The organism is Olivibacter sp. SDN3 (genome assembly GCF_014334135.1).
GTDB lineage: Bacteria > Bacteroidota > Bacteroidia > Sphingobacteriales > Sphingobacteriaceae > Olivibacter.
This window is the reverse complement of sequence record NZ_CP060497.1, coordinates 256,774-282,696: the sequence shown is the minus strand read 5'-3', so window position 1 is coordinate 282,696 and position 25,923 is coordinate 256,774. Positions and strand designations below refer to the sequence as shown.

29 protein-coding genes and 1 pseudogene are annotated in these 25,923 nt (G+C 43.0%); 23 read left to right on the top strand and 7 right to left on the bottom strand.

What is annotated here, in order from left to right; all coding sequences use genetic code 11:
- The first annotated feature begins 4 nt into the window (after positions 1-4).
- The 3 genes from H8S90_RS01320 to H8S90_RS01310 all read left to right on the top strand — a co-directional run bounded on the left by H8S90_RS01320 (position 5) and on the right by H8S90_RS01310 (position 1,905).
- Positions 5-373: a helix-turn-helix domain-containing protein gene (locus H8S90_RS01320; RefSeq protein WP_187340858.1), complete on the top strand. Its 369-nt coding sequence runs from the start codon at positions 5-7 to the stop codon at positions 371-373.
- Positions 374-405: 32 nt separating this feature from the next.
- Positions 406-1,455, top strand: coding sequence for a YhcG family protein (locus H8S90_RS01315; protein WP_187340857.1), 1,050 nt, complete (start codon positions 406-408; stop codon positions 1,453-1,455).
- A gap of 186 nt (positions 1,456-1,641) precedes the next feature.
- Positions 1,642-1,905, top strand: a complete 264-nt coding sequence (locus tag H8S90_RS01310) for a hypothetical protein (RefSeq protein WP_187340856.1) — start codon at positions 1,642-1,644, stop codon at positions 1,903-1,905.
- A gap of 150 nt (positions 1,906-2,055) precedes the next feature.
- Here H8S90_RS01310 and H8S90_RS01305 read toward each other — a convergent pair whose 3' ends face one another.
- Together H8S90_RS01305 and H8S90_RS01300 are read right to left on the bottom strand one after the other, a co-directional pair.
- The gene (locus H8S90_RS01305; protein ID WP_255501947.1) at positions 2,056-2,922 is read right to left on the bottom strand and encodes an IS3 family transposase; all 867 of its coding nucleotides are present in this window, start codon (positions 2,920-2,922) and stop codon (positions 2,056-2,058) included.
- Positions 2,919-3,164: a transposase gene (locus H8S90_RS01300; protein WP_187340855.1), complete on the bottom strand. Its 246-nt coding sequence runs from the start codon at positions 3,162-3,164 to the stop codon at positions 2,919-2,921. Before H8S90_RS01300 ends, H8S90_RS01305 begins: the two co-directional genes overlap by 4 nt.
- A gap of 116 nt (positions 3,165-3,280) precedes the next feature.
- Between H8S90_RS01300 and H8S90_RS01295 the strand changes: the two genes are divergently transcribed.
- The 15 genes and pseudogenes from H8S90_RS01295 (at position 3,281) to H8S90_RS01230 (ending at position 14,413) form a co-directional block, all read left to right on the top strand.
- Positions 3,281-3,418: a hypothetical protein gene (locus H8S90_RS01295; RefSeq protein ID WP_187340854.1), complete on the top strand. Its 138-nt coding sequence runs from the start codon at positions 3,281-3,283 to the stop codon at positions 3,416-3,418.
- A 509-nt stretch (positions 3,419-3,927) separates the two neighbouring features.
- A complete protein-coding gene (locus H8S90_RS01290) occupies positions 3,928-4,257 on the top strand; it encodes a helix-turn-helix transcriptional regulator (RefSeq protein WP_187340853.1) in 330 nt (109 codons plus the stop codon).
- Positions 4,258-4,294: 37 nt separating this feature from the next.
- Entirely contained in the window at positions 4,295-4,858 is a 564-nt protein-coding gene (locus H8S90_RS01285) for a DUF6428 family protein (protein WP_187340852.1), read from the top strand.
- A 16-nt stretch (positions 4,859-4,874) separates the two neighbouring features.
- Positions 4,875-5,366 carry a GNAT family N-acetyltransferase gene (locus H8S90_RS01280; RefSeq protein WP_187340851.1) on the top strand — a complete coding sequence of 164 codons (492 nt, stop codon included), beginning with the start codon at positions 4,875-4,877 and terminating at the stop codon, positions 5,364-5,366.
- A gap of 18 nt (positions 5,367-5,384) precedes the next feature.
- Positions 5,385-5,822: an arsenate reductase ArsC gene (locus H8S90_RS01275; protein ID WP_187340850.1), complete on the top strand. Its 438-nt coding sequence runs from the start codon at positions 5,385-5,387 to the stop codon at positions 5,820-5,822.
- Positions 5,809-6,885 carry an ACR3 family arsenite efflux transporter gene (gene arsB / locus H8S90_RS01270; protein WP_187340849.1) on the top strand — a complete coding sequence of 359 codons (1,077 nt, stop codon included), beginning with the start codon at positions 5,809-5,811 and terminating at the stop codon, positions 6,883-6,885. Before H8S90_RS01275 ends, arsB begins: the two co-directional genes overlap by 14 nt.
- A gap of 2 nt (positions 6,886-6,887) precedes the next feature.
- Positions 6,888-7,952 carry an ArsO family NAD(P)H-dependent flavin-containing monooxygenase gene (locus tag H8S90_RS01265; RefSeq protein ID WP_187340848.1) on the top strand — a complete coding sequence of 355 codons (1,065 nt, stop codon included), beginning with the start codon at positions 6,888-6,890 and terminating at the stop codon, positions 7,950-7,952.
- A 5-nt stretch (positions 7,953-7,957) separates the two neighbouring features.
- Positions 7,958-8,731 (top strand): metallophosphoesterase, encoded by a 774-nt coding sequence (locus tag H8S90_RS01260; RefSeq protein ID WP_187340847.1) that lies wholly within the window; start codon positions 7,958-7,960, stop codon positions 8,729-8,731.
- 13 nt (positions 8,732-8,744) lie between these two features.
- On the top strand, positions 8,745-9,479 hold the full coding sequence (locus H8S90_RS01255; RefSeq protein WP_187340846.1) for a metallophosphoesterase: 735 nt from the start codon (positions 8,745-8,747) through the stop codon (positions 9,477-9,479).
- 12 nt (positions 9,480-9,491) lie between these two features.
- A complete protein-coding gene (locus tag H8S90_RS01250; protein ID WP_187340845.1) occupies positions 9,492-9,632 on the top strand; it encodes a hypothetical protein in 141 nt (46 codons plus the stop codon).
- A gap of 97 nt (positions 9,633-9,729) precedes the next feature.
- Positions 9,730-10,092, top strand: coding sequence for a helix-turn-helix transcriptional regulator (locus H8S90_RS01245; protein ID WP_187340844.1), 363 nt, complete (start codon positions 9,730-9,732; stop codon positions 10,090-10,092).
- Between the two features lie 217 nt (positions 10,093-10,309).
- A pseudogene (locus tag H8S90_RS26110) lies at positions 10,310-10,543 on the top strand (carboxypeptidase-like regulatory domain-containing protein); the annotation flags it as partial.
- Positions 10,517-11,221, top strand: a complete 705-nt coding sequence (locus H8S90_RS01240) for a TonB-dependent receptor plug domain-containing protein (protein ID WP_370525709.1) — start codon at positions 10,517-10,519, stop codon at positions 11,219-11,221. The pseudogene H8S90_RS26110 and the gene H8S90_RS01240, both read left to right, overlap by 27 nt.
- 84 nt (positions 11,222-11,305) lie before the next feature.
- Positions 11,306-12,502, top strand: coding sequence for an IS4 family transposase (locus H8S90_RS01235; RefSeq protein WP_187340842.1), 1,197 nt, complete (start codon positions 11,306-11,308; stop codon positions 12,500-12,502).
- An 87-nt stretch (positions 12,503-12,589) separates the two neighbouring features.
- Positions 12,590-14,413 carry a TonB-dependent receptor domain-containing protein gene (locus H8S90_RS01230; RefSeq protein WP_187340841.1) on the top strand — a complete coding sequence of 608 codons (1,824 nt, stop codon included), beginning with the start codon at positions 12,590-12,592 and terminating at the stop codon, positions 14,411-14,413.
- A gap of 94 nt (positions 14,414-14,507) precedes the next feature.
- Here H8S90_RS01230 and H8S90_RS01225 read toward each other — a convergent pair whose 3' ends face one another.
- Positions 14,508-15,701, bottom strand: a complete 1,194-nt coding sequence (locus tag H8S90_RS01225) for an IS4 family transposase (protein ID WP_187340840.1) — start codon at positions 15,699-15,701, stop codon at positions 14,508-14,510.
- Between the two features lie 109 nt (positions 15,702-15,810).
- Between H8S90_RS01225 and H8S90_RS01220 the strand changes: the two genes are divergently transcribed.
- From H8S90_RS01220 to H8S90_RS01205, 5 genes are all read left to right on the top strand, one after another.
- Complete coding sequence (locus H8S90_RS01220; RefSeq protein WP_187340839.1) at positions 15,811-17,316, top strand: Ig-like domain repeat protein; 1,506 nt, start codon at positions 15,811-15,813, stop codon at positions 17,314-17,316.
- Between the two features lie 362 nt (positions 17,317-17,678).
- On the top strand, positions 17,679-17,822 hold the full coding sequence (locus H8S90_RS26380; protein WP_370525708.1) for an alkaline phosphatase family protein: 144 nt from the start codon (positions 17,679-17,681) through the stop codon (positions 17,820-17,822).
- The gene (locus tag H8S90_RS01215; protein ID WP_255501758.1) at positions 17,771-18,193 is read left to right on the top strand and encodes a hypothetical protein; all 423 of its coding nucleotides are present in this window, start codon (positions 17,771-17,773) and stop codon (positions 18,191-18,193) included. Before H8S90_RS26380 ends, H8S90_RS01215 begins: the two co-directional genes overlap by 52 nt.
- A 130-nt stretch (positions 18,194-18,323) precedes the next feature.
- On the top strand, positions 18,324-18,869 hold the full coding sequence (locus H8S90_RS01210) for a sigma factor-like helix-turn-helix DNA-binding protein (RefSeq protein ID WP_187340838.1): 546 nt from the start codon (positions 18,324-18,326) through the stop codon (positions 18,867-18,869).
- A 62-nt stretch (positions 18,870-18,931) separates the two neighbouring features.
- Positions 18,932-19,402: a DUF2703 domain-containing protein gene (locus H8S90_RS01205; RefSeq protein WP_187340837.1), complete on the top strand. Its 471-nt coding sequence runs from the start codon at positions 18,932-18,934 to the stop codon at positions 19,400-19,402.
- 40 nt (positions 19,403-19,442) lie between these two features.
- On the opposite strand, the gene H8S90_RS01200 is transcribed toward H8S90_RS01205, so the two are convergent.
- From H8S90_RS01200 to H8S90_RS01185, 4 genes are read right to left on the bottom strand one after another with little or no spacing between them, the layout of a single operon-like run.
- A complete protein-coding gene (locus H8S90_RS01200; protein ID WP_187340836.1) occupies positions 19,443-20,543 on the bottom strand; it encodes an efflux RND transporter periplasmic adaptor subunit in 1,101 nt (366 codons plus the stop codon).
- Between the two features lie 14 nt (positions 20,544-20,557).
- The gene (locus H8S90_RS01195; RefSeq protein WP_187340835.1) at positions 20,558-23,722 is read right to left on the bottom strand and encodes an efflux RND transporter permease subunit; all 3,165 of its coding nucleotides are present in this window, start codon (positions 23,720-23,722) and stop codon (positions 20,558-20,560) included.
- Between the two features lie 14 nt (positions 23,723-23,736).
- Positions 23,737-25,113 (bottom strand): TolC family protein, encoded by a 1,377-nt coding sequence (locus H8S90_RS01190; protein ID WP_187340834.1) that lies wholly within the window; start codon positions 25,111-25,113, stop codon positions 23,737-23,739.
- 33 nt (positions 25,114-25,146) lie between these two features.
- Positions 25,147-25,920, bottom strand: coding sequence for a sulfite exporter TauE/SafE family protein (locus H8S90_RS01185; RefSeq protein ID WP_187340833.1), 774 nt, complete (start codon positions 25,918-25,920; stop codon positions 25,147-25,149).
- Between the last annotated feature and the right edge of the window lie 3 nt (positions 25,921-25,923).

The window sequence follows — 25,923 nt, the reverse complement described above, 5'->3', positions numbered from 1 at the left end:
GGACATGAAAGTAGGCGAAATTTTGAAAGAAATTAGGGAAAAGCATAGTCGGATGAGACAAGAAGATGTGGCCAAAGCGCTGGGTTTATCCACAAAAGCTTATGCCAATATAGAAAATGATGTCACAGACATAACCTTGAAGCGTTTACAAGAAGTGACTGAAGTTCTCGGAGTTACTCCTGAATACGTCCTCAGTTATCAAGACAGATCGACATATACAAATGTCTTTAATAATTACGACGGCAATCAAGGAACTATTAACATGTACCAAGGCTGCTCTTCTGATCAGATCAAGAATTTAGAAGAACAGGTCGATAAAAGTAAACGAGATGCAAATCGCTTACAAGCTCGGGTGCAAACGAGGAATAATTAACCAATTGCCCTCCCGCGGTACACTTCGTTACGATGAACCAACCAATTAAATTCGAGAAGCAACTTTTTGTTGACGTAGCCAAGCTGATTGAGGAAAGCAAACAACAACTTGCTCAGAGCGCAAACAGTACACTCACCTATCTCTATTGGAGAATCGGGAAACGTGTAAATGAAAACTTACTCACAGAAAAAAGAGCTGCATATGGTCAGCGTATCATCGTGGGACTTTCAGAGAGATTGGTACAGCAATATGGAAATAATTTCTCCGAGAATCTTAGACGAATGATTCAATTTGCTACGGTATTTTCGGATGAGCAAATTGTCGTATCGGCAATACGACAATTGAGTTGGACACATTTTATTGCTTTGATACCATTGAAAAGCGAGCTTCAACGGGAATTCTATTTGGAATTATGCAAAGCTGAAGGATGGAACGTAAAGACCCTCCGTGATAAAATAAGTAGCATGCTTTACGAAAGAACAGCGATTAGCAAACGGCCTGACGAATTAATTAAACAGGAATTACAAGCGCTCAGAGACGAAAACAAAATGAGTCCTGATTTAGTTTTTAGGGACCCCTACCTTCTTGATTTCTTAAATCTGAAAGATACCTATAGCGAACAGCATCTCGAAGATGCCATTTTAAGGGAACTTGAGCGGTTTATTCTGGAGTTGGGTCAAGGATTTAGTTTTGTGGAGCGTCAAAAGCGTATGATTATCGACGGAGAGGACTTCAGGTTGGATTTGCTGTTTTACCATCGAAAACTTAAGAGACTCATTGCTGTCGAGCTGAAGTTAGGTCGCTTCAAAGCAGCGTATAAAGGCCAGATGGAACTCTATTTAAGATGGCTGGAGCGATATGAGATGGAAGAAGGTGAAAACACACCGTTAGGATTGATTCTTTGCGCCGAAGGTAACCACGAACAAGTGGAACTTCTACAGCTTGATAACACAGGTATCAAGGTTTCTGAATACCTTACTCAGTTGCCCAGTAAAAACCTGCTAAAAGAAAAATTACATCAAGCTATCGAAGTGTCAAAGAAGCAAATCGAGAATAAAGCAGAACAGGGCAATAGAACTTGACAGTTATGACACGGCCAATATAAAATAAGTAAATAGAAGTTATAAAAGGCAAGATTGCGGAGATATCGATATGGCAAATATAACCGTTCAACCACCATTAAACAATGTACAAATGGAATTGCTTAAATTGTTTTCTGTCGATTTGCCAGAGAGTCAATTACTGGAACTTAAATATCTATACATAATATGAATCAACCTTTTACCAAGCAGGTCATAGCCTATCTTACCAATAGAAGACAAGAGTTGGAAGAAACCATTCGGTATATCGATAATACCATTGCATTGTTATCCGCATCACCTATAAAACAGTTGTCTGTTCCTTTATCAGATAATGAAGTGCAGCAAGCAAGCAGTTATAAACAGAAAACGAACGCTAAGTTAAAACAGGAAAACACCTTCAGTCCGAAATCTAAGCTCGACAGGAAAATTGCCTATATACTTACCAAATAGGAAATGGATTTAAAGATGACATCGTTGCCGAACTCCATTCCTTACAGCCCGAGCTGGATATTCATAAACTGGAAAAATTTATAGCCGTAAGGCTATCCTATCTGCTGAAAATTGGTGCCATGGAATTGCAACTAAAAATAGGAGACTTTTTTATGCTGCCATTTTTTCTTTTTCCAATAGCATTTCTTCGATCTGTCTGGGTGTCTTATAACCCAGAGCAGAATGTGTTCTTTTGGTGTTATAAAATCCTTCAATGTATCCAAAGATCTCCAATTTAGCTGACTGCTGATCCATGAATTTTCTATGATAGACCATTTCAGCCTTTAATGTCTTGAAAAAGCTCTCAGCAACTGAATTGTCCCAGCAATTCGCTTTTCTGCTCATGCTTTGAAGTATCCTGTTTTCTACAATTACCTCCCTGAATTCATCGCAGGCATATTGGATCCCTCTATCCGAATGGAAGATCAGTCCATCTTTGACACGCCGGTTTTTAATAGCCATCCTGATGGCTTCTACAGAAGTGTTTTTAGCGGTCATATCAGTACTCAAAGACCATCCGATGACTTTTCTGTCCGCCAGATCAATGACTGTTGTTAGATAAAGCCACCCTTTGTCAGTATGGATATAGGTAATGTCGCCAACCCATTTCTGTGACAGGGCATCCGCTGAAAAATCTCTTTGGAGGAGATTTTCAGCTATCCCATAGCTATGGCTCGAATCTGTGGTCACCCTATATTTTTTCTTGACCTTACTTCGTATCCCATGTTTCTTCATCAACCTTGCAACATAGCTTCTTGATACCATTTCACCTTTTTTATGCAGCTCTGCAGTTATCCTTGGACTACCATAGATATACTTACTGTCACTGTGTACCTGCTGTATTTTATCCAGAAGTGCTTTACTTCGCTGTTCACTAGGGGACTCCGGAGAAATCAGCCAACGATAAAAACAACTGCTACTAACGTTCAATACTTCGCACATCTTCTCTACGGAATATACCTCTCGGTTCGCCTTTATGAACCGGTATATGGACCGTCTCCCCTGGAGAAGATGGCTATGGCCTTTTTTAATATATCACGCTCTAATTCTGTTTCTCTTAATTTTTTACGCAAAATTCTCAACTCCTGTTCCTCTGGGCTAATTTTAGGATTGTCAGGTAAAACTTTATTCCCATTATAACGTGGGTTTCTACGCCACTTACTGAGCAAACTGGGGTCTATGTCTAATTCCTTAGCTACATCGGCTACAGACCTTAACAACGCTCAAATCGACCGCCATGGTCTTAAACGAATCATCAAATTTTCTATGCATTTCTACAAATTTAAAATTACTATCTAAATCTGTCTCGCTTTAAAGGTAGCAACTCCACCTTGGATTGGAAACTAAAACTGTAGGCGATATAGCTTCGATGAAAGGTGGTTTTCCGCCTTTTCACCTGCCTGCTGTTCCGTTAAATTTCGAGACACTCGAGATCATTTTTCCCTATGCCGCTATTATGGCGAGGTTGGCTTAATTGAAAGCTTGATATCAAGCATTACGAAATTTATGGACAGCTTTTTTTGGTTCGATAACGGCTTCCAATGAAAAATTTGACATCCTACATGATCCTCAGGAGGTTGTTATTAATTTTAGGGAAAGCAGAGTGGCAGACATGTCGGGAATTGAAGCGTTGAACAAACTCACCGAAAGGTATAAAAGGCGGGGAAAACATTGCATCTTAAGCATCTGAGCAGTGATTGCCGGAAACTGCCGCAAAACGCCGAGGACCTGATCGAAGTGAACATACTGGAGGACCCGACATATCACGTCGTGACTGATCAGTTGAAATAGTTTAAAATTTACTTTTCTCGTTACATCGGTTGTCATGTTGGATACCATAGATCACGTATTAACATTTGATTAGCGCCTGCAAAAATTTAGAGTTAAGAAATTAAGCCTGACCAACAAAAGAAATGGAAGTTTTTTGCCAAGAATTTGGATCTTAAAAACATTCATCGTAATATTGCAATAAACAATAAAATCATGGGTGTTACCAGAACAGAAATATTTACGGAAGAGCAGAACAGAGTCGCTGTTCTTTTGAAAGCAATAGCCCATCCCGCCCGTATTGCCATCTTGCAATACATCATGGCTTCAAAAACATGTATCAACGGAGACCTGGTGGAAGAGCTGGGCCTGGCGCAGGCAACGATTTCGCAACATCTAAAAGAACTTAAAACAGCGGGACTGATACAGGGTACCATTGAAGGGGTCAGTGTCTGCTATTGCATTCACCCGGAAAATTGGCAGCTGCTGAAAGAAACAGTAGGCGCTTTTTTAAATGGATACGTGCCGAACAACGAGTGTTGTTAAAAAATTTTATATTAATATATCGTTAAATTGCAATATTATGAATACGAAAGATCTAATGAACTGGGGCGAGTTCAAAGCCCAACTGACTAAAAATGAAGAAGCCACCTTACAGTTTCAATATGCCGATGATAAATGGGTAGATGCTTCTTACCATATCACAGAGATCAAACAAGCTCCTATTACCTCCGTAGACTGCGGAGGCGTGATGAATGCCTGGACAGAAATAATTGTGCAGCTTTGGGAACCCCTTACTGGCGACTCAGAAAGAGCAATGACGGTAGGCAAAGCCCTGTCGATTGTAGCGTTGGTAGAAAAATCTCTTCCGTTAAATCCTTCTGGGGTTGTCAAGATAGAATTTGGTAATTCGGAATTTGACACCCGCCAGATGTACCCAGGTGAGTTGATTTTGGAAGGTGAAAACCTCATTGTTAATCTTATCCCTGATGCCACACAATGTAAAGCCATCGGTCGTGGAGGCAGTTGCGGCACCAATGATAAAGGCGAAGAGTGCTGTGCGCCGGTTCAGGAAGAAGAAAGCAAAAGCGAGATGGTCAATTTAGCGACCGTTCAAAGTTGTACACCCGGGTCAGGATGCTGCTAAAACTATAGACCGACTAATGGAACTAAGAACAATGAATGACACAGACTGGCCAGCTGTAAGAACTATTTATCTACAGGGGATAGCTACAGGCCAAGCTACTTTTCAAACAGAAGCGCCGAGTTGGGAGGATTGGGATGGATCGCATCTCAAGCATTCCCGTTTTATAGCAAGTATTGATGGGCACATCGCAGGATGGGCAGCGCTATCGCCTGTTTCAAGTCGTTGTGTTTATGCCGGTGTGGCGGAAGTAAGTGTATATATACACGAGGATTATCGCGGAAAAGGCGTGGGTAGTTTTTTGATGAACGCACTCGTAGAAAGTAGCGAAAACCAAGGTCTCTGGACACTTCAATCGGGCATTTTTCCGGAAAATGAAGCGAGCATCCGCCTGCACGAAAAGCATGGCTTTCGGCAACTAGGTTACCGGGAAAAGGTTGGAAAGCACGGAAACACTTGGCGTGACACTACATTAATGGAACGCCGGAGTAAGACAATAGGAATTGATTAAATAAGACAAAAAAGCACAATGAAGAAGATATTGGTATTATGTACCGGCAATAGCTGCCGGAGCCAACTGGCAGAAGGTTATTTAAGGCACTTCGCCCAGGGAAAGGCAGAAATATACAGCGCGGGTATTGAAACCCATGGTGTCAATCCAACAGCCATACAAGTGATGAAAGAGGATGGCATTGACATCTCCGGGCATACCTCCAATCTTGTGGATGAATACAGCCATATCGATTTTGACTATGTCATTACCGTATGTGATAATGCAAAGGAAAGCTGCCCATACTTTCCCACCAAAGCGCAGAAGTTCCATCATAACTTTCCCGATCCTGCAAAAGCCGTAGGTACTTCCGAAGAAGTTCTTAATGAATTCAGGGCTGTAAGAGATCTGGTAAAAGCCTATATGAAAGACTTTATTGAAGAACATGTAAACAATGAAAGATATGTCAGCAAATAATTGTGCACCGGCTACCGGCCGCAAAAAACTCAGTTTCCTTGACCGTTACCTAACCTTGTGGATCTTTCTTGCAATGGCTATCGGCGTTGGTATGGGCTATTTTATACCTTCTACCGCTTCCTTTATTAATTCTTACTCAAGTGGCACAACCAACATACCTTTAGCCGTTGGGCTCATATTGATGATGTATCCACCGCTGGCAAAAGTTAAATACGAGAACCTCGGTAAAGTATTCAAAGATGTAAAAGTGCTCAGTGTATCCCTTATACTAAATTGGGTAATAGGTCCGCTCCTGATGTTCTTTTTGGCCATCACCTTTTTAAGGGATTACCCAGAATATATGATCGGCCTGATTCTGATCGGCTTGGCGCGTTGTATCGCTATGGTGGTGGTTTGGAATGAGCTTGCTGAAGGAAACCGCGAATACGCAGCGGGTCTCATAGCCCTCAATAGTATTTTTCAGGTATTGTTCTACAGTGTATTTGCCTATATTTTTATTACGGTACTACCTCCATTATTCGGAATTGAAGGAGCTGAAGTAAATATCACCATCGGTGAAATAGCCAAAAGTGTTGGTATTTATCTGGGGATTCCTTTTGCGATGGGGGTAATCAGTCGATATGCGCTCATTGCATTGAAAGGCGAAAAATGGTTTCAGGAAAAATATGTTCCTTTTATATCACCCATTACCTTGATTGCCTTGTTATTCACCATTGTAGTTATGTTTAGTTTGAAGGGTGAATTGATCGTACAGATACCCATGGATGTAATAAGGATAACTATACCGTTGGTAATCTATTTTGCCTTTATGTTCATATTCAGTTTCGTAATTGCTAGACGTTTTGGAGCCGACTACTCAAAAAATGCTTCGATCGCCTTCACAGCAACTGGAAACAATTTTGAGCTTGCCATTGCAGTAGCGATAGGTGTGTTCGGGATCAATTCAGGCCAGGCATTTGCGGGGGTTATTGGCCCCTTGGTAGAGGTTCCCGCCCTGATCGCTCTTGTGAATCTCGCATTCTGGTTCCGAAAGAAATATTATACCAAAACAGTGCTCTCTTAAGTATGGCCGTATCAAATAAAAGCTACGATGTGATTATAATTGGAGGTGGGCAAAGTGCGCTTGCCTGTGCTTATTTCTTGCGACGTACTGGATTGAACTATATTCTTCTCGATGAGCAGCAGGAACCCGGAGGAGCATGGCAGCATGGGTGGGAATCACTTACATTGTTTTCACCGGCTGCATTCAGCTCTCTACCCGGTTGGTTGATGCCTGAATCTTCGGGGAAGTTCCCTTCAAGAGCCGAGGCGATTGCCTACCTGAAGGCTTACGAAGAGAAATATAAAATACCTGCTGAGCGACCTGTTAAAGTAGAGGAAGTTGCAAAAACCGATAATGGGTATACACTTAGTACATCAAGTGGCGATTATTTTTGCAAGGCGCTTATTTCTGCAACGGGCACCTGGGGCAGCCCTTTTATTCCGAACTTGGAAGGGCTTGACTCCTTCAAAGGGAAGCAGCTTCATTCGGCACATTATGCCAATGCAAAGGACTTTCAGGGTAAAAAAGTGCTGGTAGTGGGCGGAGGTAATTCCGGTGCGCAGCTATTGGCCGAGATTTCGAAGGTAGCGAATACGGTTTGGTCTACCCTAACACCACCAACATTTCTTCCCGATGAAGTGGACGGCCGGGTGTTATTTGACGTTGCTACTGCCAAGTATCAAGCCATGAAAGAAGGTAAACCTCTCGATACGAAACAGTATGACCTGGCAAATATCGTGATGGTCCGGTCCGTAGTGGAGGCTCGCGAACGGGATGTGTTACACAGCAAAGGGCGTTTTAATGCACTCACGGAAACCGGCGTGATCTGGGGATCTAACGAAAGGGAAGACTTTGATATAATCGTCTGGTGTACCGGATTTAAGTATGCCACTAAACACTTGGATGAATTAGGGATAACCGATGTCGATGGGCGCGTAATTACCGAGGGTACACGTGCAAAGGAGGTAGCAGGATTATGGCTCGTAGGTTATGGAAACTGGACGGGCTTTGCCTCTGCCACATTGATAGGAGTAGGAAGATCTGCGCGTGCCACAGTAAATGAACTAAATGAATATCTAAACCATTAAAGAAAATGAAAATTGCACTTTTTTCTGACATCCACGCTAATCTACCCGCATTGGAAGCATTTTTTGAGGATCTTGAACACCGACAGGTAGATGCGGTTTATTGTTTGGGCGATCTGGTAGGGTATAATATCTGGCCCAATGAAGTAATCGATGAAATCCGAAAAAGAGATATTCCTACAATTGCCGGGAATTACGATTTTGGTATCGGCAGAAGCAGTGACGACTGCGGTTGCGCTTACAAAACAGATGAAGAAAAAGCTATGGGAAAAATCTCCATTGCTTATACCAATGAAGCCGTGAAAGATAATCAACGTGCTTATCTCCGAACCTTGCCTGCACATATCCGGTTGGAGTTTCAGCTGAACGACGATAAAATGGATGTACTTCTGGTACATGGAAGCCCCAGAAGAGTGAATGAATATCTTTTTGAAGATAGGGAAGAAAAAAGCATGATCCGAATTATGGAACAGGCAGGAGCTTCCGTGATGTGCTTTGGCCATACCCACAAACCGTATCATCGTATCCTTTCCGTAAACGATGAAGATGGCGGCGTACGTTATTTGCATGCCATTAACATTGGATCAGTGGGGAAGCCCAAAGATGGTGATCCCAGGGGTGGCTACGTAATACTCACGCTTAATCCCGATAGCAGTATGAGAGAAAAAGAAAGTATCGCCGTTGAATTTGTTCGTTTTGAATATGATGTAGAAAAAGCGGCGAAGGCGGTAGAAGATAGCCCTCTTCCAAACGGATATGCAGATATGTTACGTAACGGTTAACTAATTTAAACTAATGAAGATTGCACTTTTTTCAGATATCCATGCCAATCTGCCTGCTTTGGAGGCGATGTTTACAGATTTAAATAAGAGACAGGTAGATGCGATTTATTGCCTGGGTGATCTTGTCGGTTATAACGTTTGGCCAAATGAGGTGATCGAGCTTATTCGTTCCAAAAAAATACCCGTCCTTGCAGGAAACCATGATGCCAAAGTTGGTGCTTTAGAGGCAAAGGGGGCCATCGAAGCCATTGGTAAAAACTATGCTTATCAGCTAATTAATGAAGTTAACAGGAAATATCTTCGTGATCTGCCGGCCCATATACGCTTGGAATATAAAACTGCGGATGAAAAGTTTGATGTCTTAATGGTGCATGGCAGCACCAGAAGGAACGACGAGTATGTATTAGTCGATACCCCTGAAGAAGATGTTTTAGCGATGATGATAGAAAGCAATGCTTCTATTTTATGTGTGGCCCATTCTCATAAACCGTATCACCGCGTGCTTAAATCCGAAGGGGCAAATTATCTACATGTAATCAATACCGGTTCAGTAGGGAAACCTAAGGATGGGAATCCGCAGGGATGTTATGTTTTGTTAGAATTAACAGCAACAACATCTTTGCTTGATCCCGAGACCTTAACCGTTGATTTTGTGCGTTTTGACTATGATGTTCAAGTAGCAGCAAAGGCAATAGAAGATAGCCCGTTGCCAAATGAATTTGCCGACATGTTGCGCAAAGCTTATTAAATTTAACCAGTTATGAAAGCAATACTTGTTTTGATAAACCCGGATGAGAACGAAGAGTTTTTGATCGGGTATGCGCTGTATTTTGCATCAAAATTTGATACTTCGCAAATCACTTATATTTCATTTATTGAAAGGACATGCCATATGGCATAAACTGTTCCATGCAAGTATCAGCAGGAAACTTACCGTCGAAACACAGACTACGGTTTTTATGATACCGGCCATCTAATTGACCTAATTTGACCAAAACATGAAATACAACATTAACAATCTTCCAAATTTTGAGAAAAAAATTGCGGAGTTTATGCGCGTGCTGGCGCATCCCGTGAGAGTCACCATTATGTGCCGATTAGCTCAACAGAAGCAATGCTCTGAAGGATTACTATCTTTGGGATTCCCTATTTCAGAACAGGTGCTGGCAACGCATCTTCTCGCTCTAGAGCGCGCGGGTCTGATAAAAGGCATAACGAGAATCAATAAATCATATTACTGTATAAATTGGGATGCTTTTTGGGAATTTTCTGACTACTTTAACTTGGTGTTCAATAATTTCGAAAGACGTGCCAATGAATTGCAGTGCGACCTTAGTACACACACGAGAAAAAGAATCTAATAAATCAAGTCTATTAATATTAAATTAACATTTAATTGATAGCTTGTTTGCAAAAGGGTAATTATACCGAAATTTTACAATTGTAATCTTTGTACATGAAAAAAATGTACCGAGATTACGTTAAATTGTGTTGTAATCTATTCATAATCTGCCTTTTAATATCTAACCCCCTATTTGCACAACAGACCGGAACCATTAAAGGGAGAAGGTAACTGACAGGCAGACTGGCGAACCTATCCCAGGCTTATCAATCAGCGTTAAAAACACTTCAATTGCAGCGACTACAGATGCCAACGGTGACTATACACTAAATACTATACTACCGGGAAAATACGAATTATCATTCAGCTACCTATCCTACAAGAAAAATATATTAACGGCAGTTGAAGTAGTTTCCAATGAAATAACAGTGGCCGATGTTCAAATGGAACATGACGAAATGGTATTGGATGAAGTGGTTGTGTCAGGGAGACGCTTAACCGGTTCTGAACTAGCCGTTCTATCGGAAGTCAGGAAAGCCAATGTTGTGGCAAACGGTATATCCAGTCAGATTATACAAAAATCGGGAGACTCGGATGCGGCACAAGTAGTAAAGCGTATTCCCGGTATAACCATTGTAGATAACCGTTTTATCAATATCCGCGGACTAGCTGAGCGATACAATGCAGTGCAGTTGAACAATGTGGTGACCCCTAGTTTAGAAACAGATATTCGGTCTTTTTCCTTCGATTTGATCCCCAGTTCGCAGATTGATCGGGTATTGGTTTATAAAAGCCCTTCCGCCGAAATTCCCGGAGACTTTGCAGGTGGTCTGATCAAGGTATTCGTAAAAGGGGTCCCCGATCAGGATCAGCTAACTATTGATTACGGTACTGCATATCGGGAGAATGCAACATTCCATAATTTTCAACGACCCGATGCCGGAAGTTCTTACTGGACCGGATTCAATACCGGTGAGAATGATTTACCGGAGAATTTTCCGGAGAATTTACGTGAAGTGTCATCTAGTTGGAGAAACGCTGCCGGGCATGCTTTACGCAATTCCTGGTTGCCACAACAGAGTACAGGTAATTCAGATCAAAAATTAAATATTACAGCGAGCAAGCGATTCAACATAAAAAATCATTAGTGTCCGGGGAAAAATAAAAAGGAGCAGTAGAAATTAATCGAACTGCTCCAAGATTTATACTTTTGAGTTCCTACACAAAAAAGTATGAACAAAAGTAATTATTTCAGCGGACAGCCACTGGTTAGTCAGCTGATAAAATATCTGGACAGGGAAGAAATAAACCGGACAGCCAAAAAAGAGGGGAGCGACAGATACTATAAAAAGTTTCACACCTATGATCATCTGGTAACGATGTTAATGACAGTAATAAGTGGATGTAGTTCATTGCGGGAGATATCGGGGCTTTTTCTGGCCTGTCAGGGTCGTATCGGCCATTTGGGGCTGAAGGACTTTCCACGGCGGAGCACTTTCGCCGAGGCCAACAGCAAGCGCAGCAGCGATGTCTTCGCTAAGATCTACCAAAAGCTCTATAGACGCTACCGTTCATTTTTACCGGACAGCCGAAAAAGTAATTTACCGTTGAAAGATCTGTACATTGTAGATTCGACCACCATCAGCCTTTTCAGCGATGTGCTCAAAGGTGCCGGGCGTAACCCCAGAGAAGGAAAGAAGAAAGGGGGCATCAAGGTGCATACCATGATCCATTCACGGGAGGATGTGCCTTCGCTGGTACGTTTTTCATCGGCAGCCACCCATGACCATGTATTCCTGAAGGAACTGGAGCTTAAGAGGGGTTCCTTTGTAGTATTTGATAAAGGCTATATTGATTATGCGCAGTACGCCAGCTGGGATATGGAAGGAGTCTTCTTTGTGACACGGCAGAAGGAAAACGCTGTTTATGAATCTTTAGAGCAATTTGCTGTCCTCCAAAGGGATGCAGAACGTGTAATGGAGGATGAAGTCATCAGCATAGATGTAAAAGGTAGTCCTTTATTATTACGAAGGGTATTCTATTACGACCATGCAAATGACAGTATCTATGAGTTCCTCTCCAATAACTTCGAGCTGGAGGCGACCGCTATTGCCGATATTTACCGTCAAAGGTGGCAGATAGAATCGCTGTTCAAAAGACTCAAACAGAACTTCCCGCTTAAATACTTCCTGGGGGAATCCCAGAATGCCATCGAGATACAGATCTGGGTGTCGCTGATCGCCCAGCTCATCCTGCTGGTAATTAAAGAAAGGACAAAACGTAGATGGGCTTTTTCCAACATGGTATCCTTTATCAGAAGCCATGCTTTAACTTATATCAATCTCTTTAAGTTCCTGGACAATCCAAACGTGAACTGGAATAAGTTAACATCAGGAGATCAAAATCAGTTAAACATCTTTCAGACATGACCATGCTATTGACTCTGCACAGAATAACATCGCTCACAGAAAAACAAGCAGCCTTTTTAGGCCAGTTGGAAATTTAACCGGACAGTAGTGATAAAAAATAAATTGCTGGGGAATATCACTTCAATCAATTACAGTAATAGCAAAACAAACTTTGGTGTCCTGCGTGGAGATTTTAATACATACGATCAGACGAACCAATCATCTTCTGCAATTTATAGATACAATGATCAGCAGTACAATTATAACGTGCGGTTCGGTATCATCCATAACTGGGCATTCAGTTTAAACCAAAATCATACCTTCGAGTTTAAAAACCTGTTCAATCAGTTAGGAACCTCTCAAGTTACCAATCGTACAGGGGAAAACTTTGAATCGAACTACCTGCCTGACAGTTACTCGTTCAATAATTTATATCGCGGTGTTTACTCAGGTCAGCTTTCCGGTTTACATAAATTCAATCAACAGAATACCATTTTCGACTGGGTGGCAGGATATGGTCGTTCCTATCGTGATCAACCGGATTATAAACGTTATCGCTCCGATGTTAATGCAACAACGGGTGAACGCACATTGTACGTTCCGACAGGAGCCGCTGCTGCCGAGTTTTTGGGTCGTTTCTACTCCAATATGGACGAGGATGTAAAAACAGGTGCAGTGAATCTGGAGCATCACTTTAAAAAAGAGGAAAGCCTATTCAACCCAGTATTGAAAATAGGTGGCTATTTCGAAGATAAACATCGTACGTTTACTTCCCGAAATATCGGTTATGTGCGGGCGAATTCCTCGATGTTCGATAACAGTTTATTAACACAGCCTATCAATGTACTATTCAATTGGGAGAACATTAACACGACAACGGGTATTAGAATAGATGAACAGTCCAATCCCAACGATAATTACAGTTCGTCAAATAGATTGATGGCCGGATATGCCAATATCAATTTGCCCTACAAGGATAAATTGACATTAGTAGCAGGCGTGCGTATTGAGAACAATTTGCAACAGTTGGAGAGTGCCGATGATCAGGGGCCGGTAAGCGTCAATAATGACATTACGAAAATTCTTCCTTCAGCCAATCTCTCTTATAATATCAATACAAAAACGTTGGTACGGATGGCTTACGGAAAGACACTCAACAGACCGGAATTTAGGGAATTGGCTCCGTTTTCCTTTTATGATTTTGACCTCAACTTTACCAACGTTGGAAACCCCTCTTTAAAAACGGCTACCATCGATAATTATGATCTGAAATTTGAGTATTATCCGAATGATGGAGAAATAATAAGTCTTTCAGCTTTCTATAAACGTTTTGCTAATCCAATAGAAACAGTTTTTATTCCGGGGGCGGGTTCCGGGGGCGCCAAAACTTTCTCTTTCGGAAATGCTGAGCTCGCTGAAAATAAAGGGATTGAACTAGAAATCCGGAAATCATTGGCAGGATTGACAAATAGCAAATTTCTAGATGATCTTACTGTTTTACTGAATGCATCCTATATTGATAGTAAAGTTAAACTCGGAGATATAGCGAACCGTCAGTCTGACGAACGGCCTCTTCAGGGACAAGCACCTTATCTAGCCAATGTGGGCCTTTTCTATAATAACGTAAAGAGCGAATGGCAGGTCAACCTTTTGTACAATGTGATCGGGCGACGCATAGCATATATAGGTTATGAAGGTTATCCAGATATTTATGAAATGCCCCGAAATGTTCTTGACTTAACTGTAAGTAAAGCTCTTAATAATAAATTCAGTCTAAAAGCAAACTTTAACGATTTGTTGAATCAAAACTATCTGCTTTTACAGGATGGTAACGGTGATGGTAAATATGATCGCGATAATGACCAGATTATTGCCCGCTACCGTTCAGGTCGACTATTCGGACTTAGTTTGAGTTATAAAATTTTTCAATAAAAATCACTACTGTCCGGTTAAATTTCCAACTGGCCTAAAAAGGCTGCTTGTTTTTCTGTGAGCGATGTTATTCTGTGCAGAGTCAATAGCATGGTCATGTCTGAAAGATGTTTAACTGATTTTGATCTCCTGATGTTAACTTATTCCAGTTCACGTTTGGATTGTCCAGGAACTTAAAGAGATTGATATAAGTTAAAGCATGGCTTCTGATAAAGGATACCATGTTGGAAAAAGCCCATCTACGTTTTGTCCTTTCTTTAATTACCAGCAGGATGAGCTGGGCGATCAGCGACACCCAGATCTGTATCTCGATGGCATTCTGGGATTCCCCCAGGAAGTATTTAAGCGGGAAGTTCTGTTTGAGTCTTTTGAACAGCGATTCTATCTCTCTTTGACGGTAAATATCGGCAATAGCGGTCGCCTCCAGCTCGAAGTTATTGGAGAGGAACTCATAGATACTGTCATTTGCATGGTCGTAATAGAATACCCTTCGTAATAATAAAGGACTACCTTTTACATCTATGCTGATGACTTCATCCTCCATTACACGTTCTGCATCCCTTTGGAGGACAGCAAATTGCTCTAAAGATTCATAAACAGCGTTTTCCTTCTGCCGTGTCACAAAGAAGACTCCTTCCATATCCCAGCTGGCGTACTGCGCATAATCAATATAGCCTTTATCAAATACTACAAAGGAACCCCTCTTAAGCTCCAGTTCCTTCAGGAATACATGGTCATGGGTGGCTGCCGATGAAAAACGTACCAGCGAAGGCACATCCTCCCGTGAATGGATCATGGTATGCACCTTGATGCCCCCTTTCTTCTTTCCTTCTCTGGGGTTACGCCCGGCACCTTTGAGCACATCGCTGAAAAGGCTGATGGTGGTCGAATCTACAATGTACAGATCTTTCAACGGTAAATTACTTTTTCGGCTGTCCGGTAAAAATGAACGGTAGCGTCTATAGAGCTTTTGGTAGATCTTAGCGAAGACATCGCTGCTGCGCTTGCTGTTGGCCTCGGCGAAAGTGCTCCGCCGTGGAAAGTCCTTCAGCCCCAAATGGCCGATACGACCCTGACAGGCCAGAAAAAGCCCCGATATCTCCCGCAATGAACTACATCCACTTATTACTGTCATTAACATCGTTACCAGATGATCATAGGTGTGAAACTTTTTATAGTATCTGTCGCTCCCCTCTTTTTTGGCTGTCCGGTTTATTTCTTCCCTGTCCAGATATTTTATCAGCTGACTAACCAGTGGCTGTCCGCTGAAATAATTACTTTTGTTCATACTTTTTTGTGTAGGAACTCAAAAGTATAAATCTTGGAGCAGTTCGATTAATTTCTACTGCTCCTTTTTATTTTTCCCCGGACACTAATGAATAAAAATAAAATCCATAATGATGAATAATAAACAAACCTACAAAGAAACGCATATTCCCATATTCAGGTTTTCGTTTCTTCTTTTATTGCTTACTCTATCTTTAGGAGCATGCAAAAAAACTACCGTTATCGAATATTATGAAGCCGGTAATTCAAATAATCCGGATGATGATGGCGACAGTGACAAGCCTATTGTAGATATTCAGGCAGGAAGTATCGCAACGAATACCACATGGTCTAAAGATACTGTTTATCGTCTGAATGGCTTCGTTCGTGTTGGTAGAGATAGTCGCAATACACAGAATCAACCCGCCATAGAAGGCGTAATTTTGACAATTGAACCAGGAACTATCGTAATAGGCGACCGAGAAACCAAAGGTACACTGATTGTTCAACGGGGAAATAAAATTATGGCTGAAGGTACCGAAAGCGAACCTATTATTTTTACTTCTGAAAGGTCGCCTGGCTTCCGCGAAGCGGGAGATTGGGGTGGAGTTGTACTTTGTGGAAAAGCGACCAACAACCAAGGTGAGGCGGAACTGGAAGGTAATTATGGCGCATGGCATGGCGGTCAGGATGAAGAAGATAACAGCGGTGTTCTAAAGTACGTTCGTATAGAATACGCAGGTATACCAATCAATCCAAATCAGGAGGTTAACTCTTTAACAATGGGATCAGTTGGACGTGGTACAACCATCGAATATGTGCAATGTTCGTATGGTTTGGATGATGCTTTCGAGTGGTTCGGTGGTTCTGTTAATTGTAAGTATTTGGTCGCATACCGCGGTCTTGACGACGATTTTGACGTTGATTATGGCTACCATGGAAATGTACAATTTGCAATTGCAATACGAGACGCAAATTCAGCGGATCAGTCTGGTTCCAACGGATTTGAAGTGGATAACGATGGTTCAGGAACAGATTCTAGCCCCTTTACATCGGGTACGTTTTCAAATATAACGATAATAGGTCCTAAAAAAGACAAGGACAAAACCATTTCCGTTCAATTTCAAAACGCGCTACATTTGAGAAGGAATAATAAGCTCAAAATCCATAACTCTATTTTCACTGGCTTTCCAAATGGGCTGTTCATTCAAGGCACCAATACGGCAGCAAATGCCGCAGCTGGAGAATTGGTTATGAAGAACTGCATCTTGGCAGGTGTAGAAGGTTGGGGTGAAAATGGATATGGTACCGGTGGATCTGTTAATTTTCCGAATCCAAAAGGAGAGGAGATTATTGCTGCCCAGATTGGAAGCCAAGATGCTTCAGCTTGGTTCAGGACAGAAGCATTCGGTAACGCAACCTATCCCAAGTGGACTGATCTTGGGATTGATCCAACAATATTTGATTTGAGTGAATCACCTCAGTTACTACCTACAACCGGTTCATTGCTACTTTCTGGAGCTAGCTTTCATGGACTGGAAGGACTCGAAACTGTAGAATATAGAGGCGCTTTTGGAGCCACTAACTGGACGCAAGGTTGGGCTAACTTTACACCTCAACAGGCAGTTTACTATTAGATTGCACGTTATAAGCCATAAAAAAGGAGTTCTACTTGAACTCCTTTTTTGTTAACTTTCTTTTTTATAGTATTATTGTTACCCACCTTTAGATGGTTTGTCGTATATCAATAATAAAGCTGTTCCGAAGGACGCTTTAATTTAGACTTATGAAACTAAAAACCGTTAACCTGCTCCTGTTACTCTTAACATCGCTTACGATTAGCGGCCAAATAACAAAATAAGCCGCCCGTCCAAACTTGTCGTAGGAATCGTGGTAGATCAGATGGGTTATGATTACCTATATAGGTTTTACGAACGTTTTGGTGACAATGGATTTAAAAGGTTTTTGAAAGAGAGCTTTTCGTAAGACAACCCCTAATATTAATTATGCCCCTACAATATATACAGCAGTAGGGCATATAACGGTTTACAGCGGCAGTATGCCCGCTATTCATGGTATTACTGGCAACGATTGGATCAGGAAACGGGTGAAAATGTCTATTGTACCGATGATGAGACAGTGAATAGTGTGGGGACTGTGAATAATAGCGGAAAAATATCATCTAAAAGTCCGTTGACTTCAACAATTACCGATGAACTCCGTTTATTTTCCAATTTTCGGTCTGATGTAATAGGAATTGCGCTGAAAGACCGTTCTGCAATATTACCAGCTGGGCATTTTGCCAATGCAGCCTATTTGTACTATGGCGGGACTGGGAACTGGGTAAGTAGTAGCTTCTATATGAAGGTGCTACCTGTTTGGGTCAAAAGTTTTAACAATAGGAAATTGGCAGAGCAATTATTGGCGCTGCACATAATAATCTCTACTTTGCTGCACATACAGGAGCCCAACGGTAATATTGGAAAACCTATCGAAGAAGTAATTAAAAATTGATTGAAATTCATTTTTAGTATTATGAGCACTAATATTTCTTAGTGCTTTTTTGCATATCTATTTTTTTATCGTATTATTGCGATAATACGATTTTTGCTTAAAAACTTGATTGACAATATATATCAATGATATGAAATGCGATGTAATAGGAATTTGGCACGAAAAAAAAGGTAAACTTAAAGGGTTTGTATATAAGCGCTCGCCCCAATATTTGAATCCTGAAGAGATCATGAACGAAGTTTTGGTGAAAATGTATCTCTATTGTCTTAAGAAAGCAGATATTAAAAATATTGAATCTTGGCTATGTCAGATTGCGAAGAATACGATTTACGATTATAAGAAAGACGCCACAAGGTTTACAGAGCTGCAACCGGAATCACCGGCAATCGGCTGGCCGTCGATCGAAACCCATAATGCCCGACGATGGATAGAGCCACTTTTACAACTAATTCCGGTAAAATATGCCGAACCGGTAAGACTTGCTGACCTTGAAAATATCCAGCAAAAGGCAATCGCAAAAAGCCTTGGTTTAACGCTTACAGCCACGAAATCAAGAATACAAAGGGGAAGAAAGTTACTGCGGCAAAAATTTTTGGAATGCGGTATAATAGAGAAAAATGAAACCGATAACTACATATACACCGTAACGGAGCCATGTTGTTTAGCAAAAAAATAATTTTTTTTGCGTCCTATTGAAGTTTGCTAAGTCTAGTAAGTATTAAACAACTATTTATTATTATGGACAACGTAAAAGAATCAGTAAAACTGTTAGATGTAAAGTTAATTCAAGTGGACATGCAGATAGAAGGAAAAAAGAGCTGCACAACCTGTGATAAGGTTCATACAATGCTCCTAAACGCCGTAAAATTTTTAGAACCTGTTTTCCGGAAGCTCGACGTACATTTGGTGCTTAATAACCTTTTTATAACGACCATTGATGAAGCTGAACATTTGGGAATAAGTTCCTCTCCAACAATTAGAATAGGCAATACTTCCCTGTATCCAGAACATATCTCAAGTAATGGAGAAGAACGCCAATGGTATTGGAAGGGTGGGGTTTCCACAGAACCTACAGAACAAATGTTTATCGAACTGATTTTTCGGGGATACTTGAATACCGATAGTCAGAGCGAAAGACAGGAGGTTTCTCCTTATGTGAAAAAATTTTTAAAGCAAACTAATTCATCAAACTGTTGTAGTTTGATGTAAGATTTAGGAGAAGCATTAAAAGGCTTCTCCTTCAAAAATGTTATTCTTGTTTAAGCTGTTTTGAAACAAGGGCAGTTCCGGGTTTTATTTCATCGGTTGCCCTGGCCAGCAGGGTATCCCCCTCGCTAAGGGGACCAAAAATTTCGATACCATCCCCCATACTGATGCCGTTGCGTACATCTACCCATTCCGCTTTTCCATTCCGGAGCCGGATAACAAAACGTTTTTCCTGGTTGGTAACAACGGCTGCCGGCGGTACCTGAAAACCGGATGCTTTTCTGCCTAATTTCAGTATAGCAGTGGCCAACATACCGGATTTCAACTGATTATCACCATTGGGATAGAGAAATTCCCATATTTCAGTTCTGTTGCTGAGGTTCAGGGCTCCGGCTTTGCGAGCTAGTTTTGCCTTATATGTTACATCAGGTTGGGCATCCACTGTAAAATCGATGGAGGGTGTTTCCAGGTTAGTTGCCGTATAGGCCTCCGGTATAGGAACTCTTAGACGGAGTGTATGAATATTCTCTACGACCAACATAGGTGTCGTATTATCTGTTCCGATCAAGGTGCCGGGATCAATATTACGCTGGGTGACAATACCCGAAAAAGGGGCGCGGATCATAAGGTAATCTTTCAGTTGCGCATAGGCATTTGTTTTTGATCTGCTTGCATTTAACGAAGCACTATCGGCCTGCATCTGGTTCTTTGCTTTTTCCAGTTCACCGGCAGCTACCGTACCGTCTACACGGGAAGCATTTAAGATGCGTTTATAGGCGTCCAGGCTCGCCCGGTACTTAGAACGCGACATTTCTATGTCAGCGCTCGCTTGCGCATAATTGGCTACCATTTCCGGAGCTTCCAGAACAGCCAATAGCTGCCCCTTGCTTACCCTATCGCCAATATCCACTTTTATGTTTTTTACATAACCACTCACTTTGGCAAATATCTGTGCCCGCTCAAGCGGGATCAGCTCTGCCGGAAAGCTAAGCTGTTTATTTACGGTATCTTTTTGCAGGGTAAATACCGCGACAGTGTCCATGCGGTCTGTTGTTTCAGTTTTGCTGTTATCAGTATGCCGGCATCCCGCCAGAAACGTAAAAGAGGATAACGCAATCCCTATGGTTGAATACAAAAGTTTCATTGTAAGATTTTTTATTAAAAGTGATTTTCATTGCCTGTTTCATAATATCTGCTCTCCTTATCTCCCGGATGCAGTGACGGACTTTGATAGCTCTTTCTGCCCATCATCCTTGCATAGATGGCCGGTAGGAAGACCAAGGTGCTGATAGTGGAAGAAATAAGCCCTCCGATTACAGCAATACCCAATGGCGACGTCTGGTCACCACCTTCTCCCAGACCAATGGCCATCGGCACCATTCCGGCAATCATGGCCAGGCTCGTCATCAGTATCGGGCGCAGGCGATTGGCAGCGCCCGTAACGGCAAAACCTGGACTTGACAGCTGCTTCCGGTGCTGTTCGCCATTGGTGATCAGCAAGATTGCATTGGCTACGGCAACACCGACCGCCATGATCGTTCCCATATAGGATTGTATATTCAGGGTCTGACCGGTTAGCAACAGTAGCAGTACCGAACCGGCTATAACGGCGGGTATCACCGACAGGACTGCCAACGAAAGGCGGAACGACTGGAAGTTTACGGTAAGCATCAGGAAGATCACGACGATCGCAATCAAAAGTCCGCCCTCCAGCTCACCCATGGTCTGTTCAAGTAAATCCGCTTGTCCCCTCAGCATGATCTTTACACCCTGTGGAAGCTCGCCCAATGAACCAATGGCTTTTTTTACATCTTTAACTGCCGACCCCACATCCTTTTTAAAAATGTTTGCTGTGATGGTAATAAACCGTTGCTGATTGATACGGTCATATTCACCCGGAGAAGTAATTCTCTCCGATGTGGTTACATCCCTTAAATAAATCGGGGTGCCGGATGGCGAAGTAACCGGTACCAGTCCTAATTCGGCACTGCTATTGATACGGTACTGCGGATATTCCACCTGCACCTGATAGGCGGTACCCGTACTTTTGTCGAGCCAATAATTGGGCTGCGTAAAACGGCTGGAGGAGGTGGCAGCCACCATTGATCTGCTGATCTGGCCAACTGTTAATCCCAGTTGCCCCGCCTTTATCCTGTCGATATTCAACTTGATCCCGGGATATTCCAAGGGTGTTGCGATCTGCACGTCCCGTAAGTAGTCGATTTCCTGTAGTTTCGCATTCAGCTTGGCAGCGACCCCCTGGCTTTGAGAAAGGTTTTTGCCCATTACAGCAATTTCAATTGGATTGGAGGAACCCAGGTTCACCACCTGTTCCACCATATCGCCGGGCTCAAAGGAGAGTGTTGCTGTTGGCAGCACCTGCTTGGCTGCCCGGCGGAGCGCCTCTTTAAAATTTTCGATAGGCATGTCGGCTTCCCTGTCCAATTTTATCTTGGTAACCGATTCATGTGGCCCGCTGGTCCATAAATGTAGCAGGTTTACGGGGTAACTGGAAGGCTGTACGCCTACGAAGGCAGAGGAGATCTCAATTCCCCCCTTTGTAATGCTGTCGGCCAGATGCAATAGCTTCTGCGTGGCCTCTTCGGTTCTTTCCACACGCGTTCCGGTGGGTAACCGCAGCCGCACCTGTGCTTGCCCGGCATCGGTTTTGGGAAAGATCTCCGTTCCCAATAGCCAGAATCCCCCGGCCAATAATACGAAAGACAACAGAAGATAAATGTAGGAGATCCAAGATGTTTTTTCCACAAAGCTCTTCAGCCAATCTTTATAATGTTGCCGGAAGCGATTAAAACCTCCCGCTGTTTCGGCTTCTCCTTCCGGAGGCCGATCCTTGAGCAGCCAGTGGGAGAAAACAGGTACCAAGGTTTGGGATAAGAGGAAGGAAGCGATCATCGCAAAGCCTACTGCCAGCGATAAAGGAAAGAACATAGCACCGGGGACACCGGACATGAACAAGGCAGGCACAAATACTGCAATCACACAGAGTAGGATAAGCAACTTTGGTAGTGCTATCTCTCGACAGGCATCCCAAATTGCTTTGGCCTTTGATTTACCCAGCTCCTGGTGATGATGGATATTTTCAATGGTAACTGTCGATTCATCCACAAGTATGCCGATGGCAAGGGCTAAGCCCCCCAAGGTCATTACATTGAGGGTCTGCCCAAAAATCTTCAGGAAGATAACGGCAGACAGCAGTGCCAATGGAATGGTGATGACGACAATGAATGCGCCACGGATATCCCGCAGGAACAGGAGTACCATCAGGCCGGTCAATAGCGCACCTAGAATCCCCTCTGTCGTTAAACTATTTAAGGAGTTGATTACATAGCCTGATTGGTCAAAGGCATAGGTTACCTTGATATCTTCCGGAACAGCTGCCTGCATGTCCGGTAGCGCCTCTTTTACGCGCTGCACCACCTCCCAGGTGGCGGCGTCTGCGCGCTTCGTAACGGGAATATAAACCGATCTTTTTCCATCGATCAGGGCATAGCCTGTTGTTACATCAGCCCCAAGCTCCACATTCCCAACATCGCGGACATATACCGACGGGCCGGCCCCCATCTTTAAGGGAATATTTTCCAGTTCCTTAATATTTTCGACGACGGCATTTTGTGAAGTAATCAGGGTTTTATCTCCTTCCCGGATATTCCCCGCAGGTGTAATGCTATTGGAGGCTGCCAGAGCCTGTACCACCTCATCCGGCGATAGGTTATAATTTCTGATCTTTTCGGGATCAACTTTTATGATAACTGTTTTTTGATTTCCTCCAAAAGGTGGCGGTGCCGATACGCCGGGAAGGGTGGAAAACATGGGTCGTACCTTGAACAGCGCCAGATCCTGTATCTCGCCAAGTGAGCGGGAATCGGAAGTGAATACCAGCTGCCCTACCGGCACACTGCCCGCATCAAAACGGGTGACAAATGGAGGCACGGTGCCGGGCGGCATGAAAGCCCGCGAACGGTTCACATAACCTACCACTTCGCCCATTGCCTGGCTCATGTCGGTACCTTCGTTGAACTGTATCTTGATGATGGAAGCCCCTTGAACCGACTTGGATTCTACAAACTTTACGCCGGTAACATACAGAAAATGATATTCATAGTATGAGGTAATAAAACCTTCCATCTGTTCGGGAGAAAGGCCTCCGTAAGGCTGGGCCACGTAGATCGTAGGAAGACCCATTTTGGGAAAAATGTCGATCTTCATGGTCCGGACGGTAAGCCATGAAAAAAAGACGATCGTAATAAAAAACACCACTACGGCCAGTGGCTTACGCAACGCTAATGCTATTAATCGGATCATAATATATCTTATTCTTAATTAGCTTGGTTCAAAAACAAATTCAGGTCGCCATTTACCGCAGCTTTGTACAGCAGAGCCTTCCAAGCGGCCATATAGGCCGTCTTGTTATCTGTAGCTGCTTTTACCAGTGCATACTGTGCCTGCACCAGATCCGCAAAGTTGGCCAGTCCCGAGCGGTACCGGGATTGCAGGGCCTTATAAGAGAAAATGGCCGATTCATGGAATAGAGGACTTTCATTCGCCATAGCCAGCGCTGTATTCAAGGTTGTATCTGCCAGCTCATTTTGTTTTCTAAGTTGCAGGCTAAGCTCTTTCAACCGCTCTTCGTTCGACCTGACCAGCAGGTCCTGCTGTTGTACCTGCGACTTTATTTTAGCAAACTGTAGGATGGGAATATTCAGTTGCAGTCCCACCCCGTAATTATATCGCTGAAAAGCGAGTCCTTCTGTCGATTTTACTGCACCATCATAACCAATCCCCGACCCCCTTGCATAGGCGGTACCCCATACTCCGAGCGTGGGCATGGCGGTTCTGGACAATGTCTTTTTCCTTGCTTTACTCAATTCAACGTTCGAGCTGTATAATGACAGCATCGGGTTCTTCATCTCCGTTGATCTGACTGCGTCGGCCGGTAACCGATTAAAGTACATGGTATCAGTAAACGAGGGGAGGCTATCAGTTGCCAGAAGCTCTGCAAGGGTAATGATGACCTGCTCTTTGTTCTTCCGGCTAGCCAATAACTCTACCTTGGCTCTCGATACCTCCGCTTTTAACAGGGCGGTATCCACGCCGGGTTTAATACCATTTACTACCAATGTTCTTGCATTGGATAAGTTAGCGTCAGTGCGGGCAAAATTCTCCCGCTGTACCTTTTCCAGTTCGATCGCTGTCAGTATGTCCAGATAGGCATTTACCACCTTGATCTTATGCCGAAAGATTTCATTCTCCGCATCGGCCTCCGCATATTGAACTCCTGCCTTTGCAAGGTCTATCTGTGACTGCCGGCGGCCGAATGTCAGAGGTTCCCAGTTCAGTAACAGGCTGGTCGCGCTACCAAACACACCATTGTAATCGTTACCTGTCGATGGAGGACCGCTTATGGGGACAAGGAACTGCGGATAGGCCATGCCGGTAATATTATTGTAGGTGGCATAGTTTGCCTGGTATGAGGCATCCAGCGTGGGGACCAATGTGCTCTTTTCGGCACTTACCCCTTTCTGTGCGGACTGCACATCTAACATTTTTGCTTTCAGCAACGGATAATTGGCCGCAGCCACATCCAACAGCTCCTTTAATGTTGTACCGATGGGAATCTCCTGTGAAAACCCGCTCTGTAGGCCTATCAGCAAAGCAATGGAAAGCTGGAGTGACCTTAACAGATATTTATACATAATCGTTCGTATTTATAGTGATCATCTTAATTATTAAATCAATCCCAGTCCCAATGCCACTGCCAGCAATACGATCATGAAAGTGACCATCTTCTGGATAAAGGGAAGTGTTATTTTTTTTAACAGCAGGTTCCCCGAAAAGGCTCCTATAAAAGCTGCCAGGGTAGCTACCATCAGTAAGGGTAGATTTTCATGGATTCCCGAGCTTAAGTATTGCCTGAAATAAACCGACAGCCTGGAAAGATCGACCAGGCAGGCAATAATTACTCCGGTTGCAACGAAAGATTCCTTGGAGAGCCCTGCCTTAATAAGAAAGGCACTGCGCAAGGCTCCTTGGTTACCCGAAAGACCTCCAAAAAAACCGCTAATTAGGCCGCCTATCATCATTTTATCTTTTCCGAACTGAAGTCGCTTGAATCTCGGAAGCACTTCCATTAAAGCGAAAACGATCAGCAGTACACTGATAATCATCTTTACAGAGGTTATATGAAAAGTTCTGCTTCCTATAGCATAGGATAATAAGGGCTGCTGGTGGGCAATACGGAGCAACAGGTAGGCACCGATAAATGCACCGATAATTGCCGGGATGCCAAAACGGAATAAAGTTGCCTTATCGGCCTGTTTGCCCGTTAAAAAAAACTTAAAAACGTTGTTCAATAAGTGAACAACTCCTGTTAGTGCAATAGCAATATCCACGGGAAAAAAAATGGCAAATATCGGCATGAGGATCGTGCCGAGCCCGAAACCGGAAAAGAAGGTAAGCAAAGATACCAGCAAGCTACAGATACCGATGATGAGCAGTTCCATGGT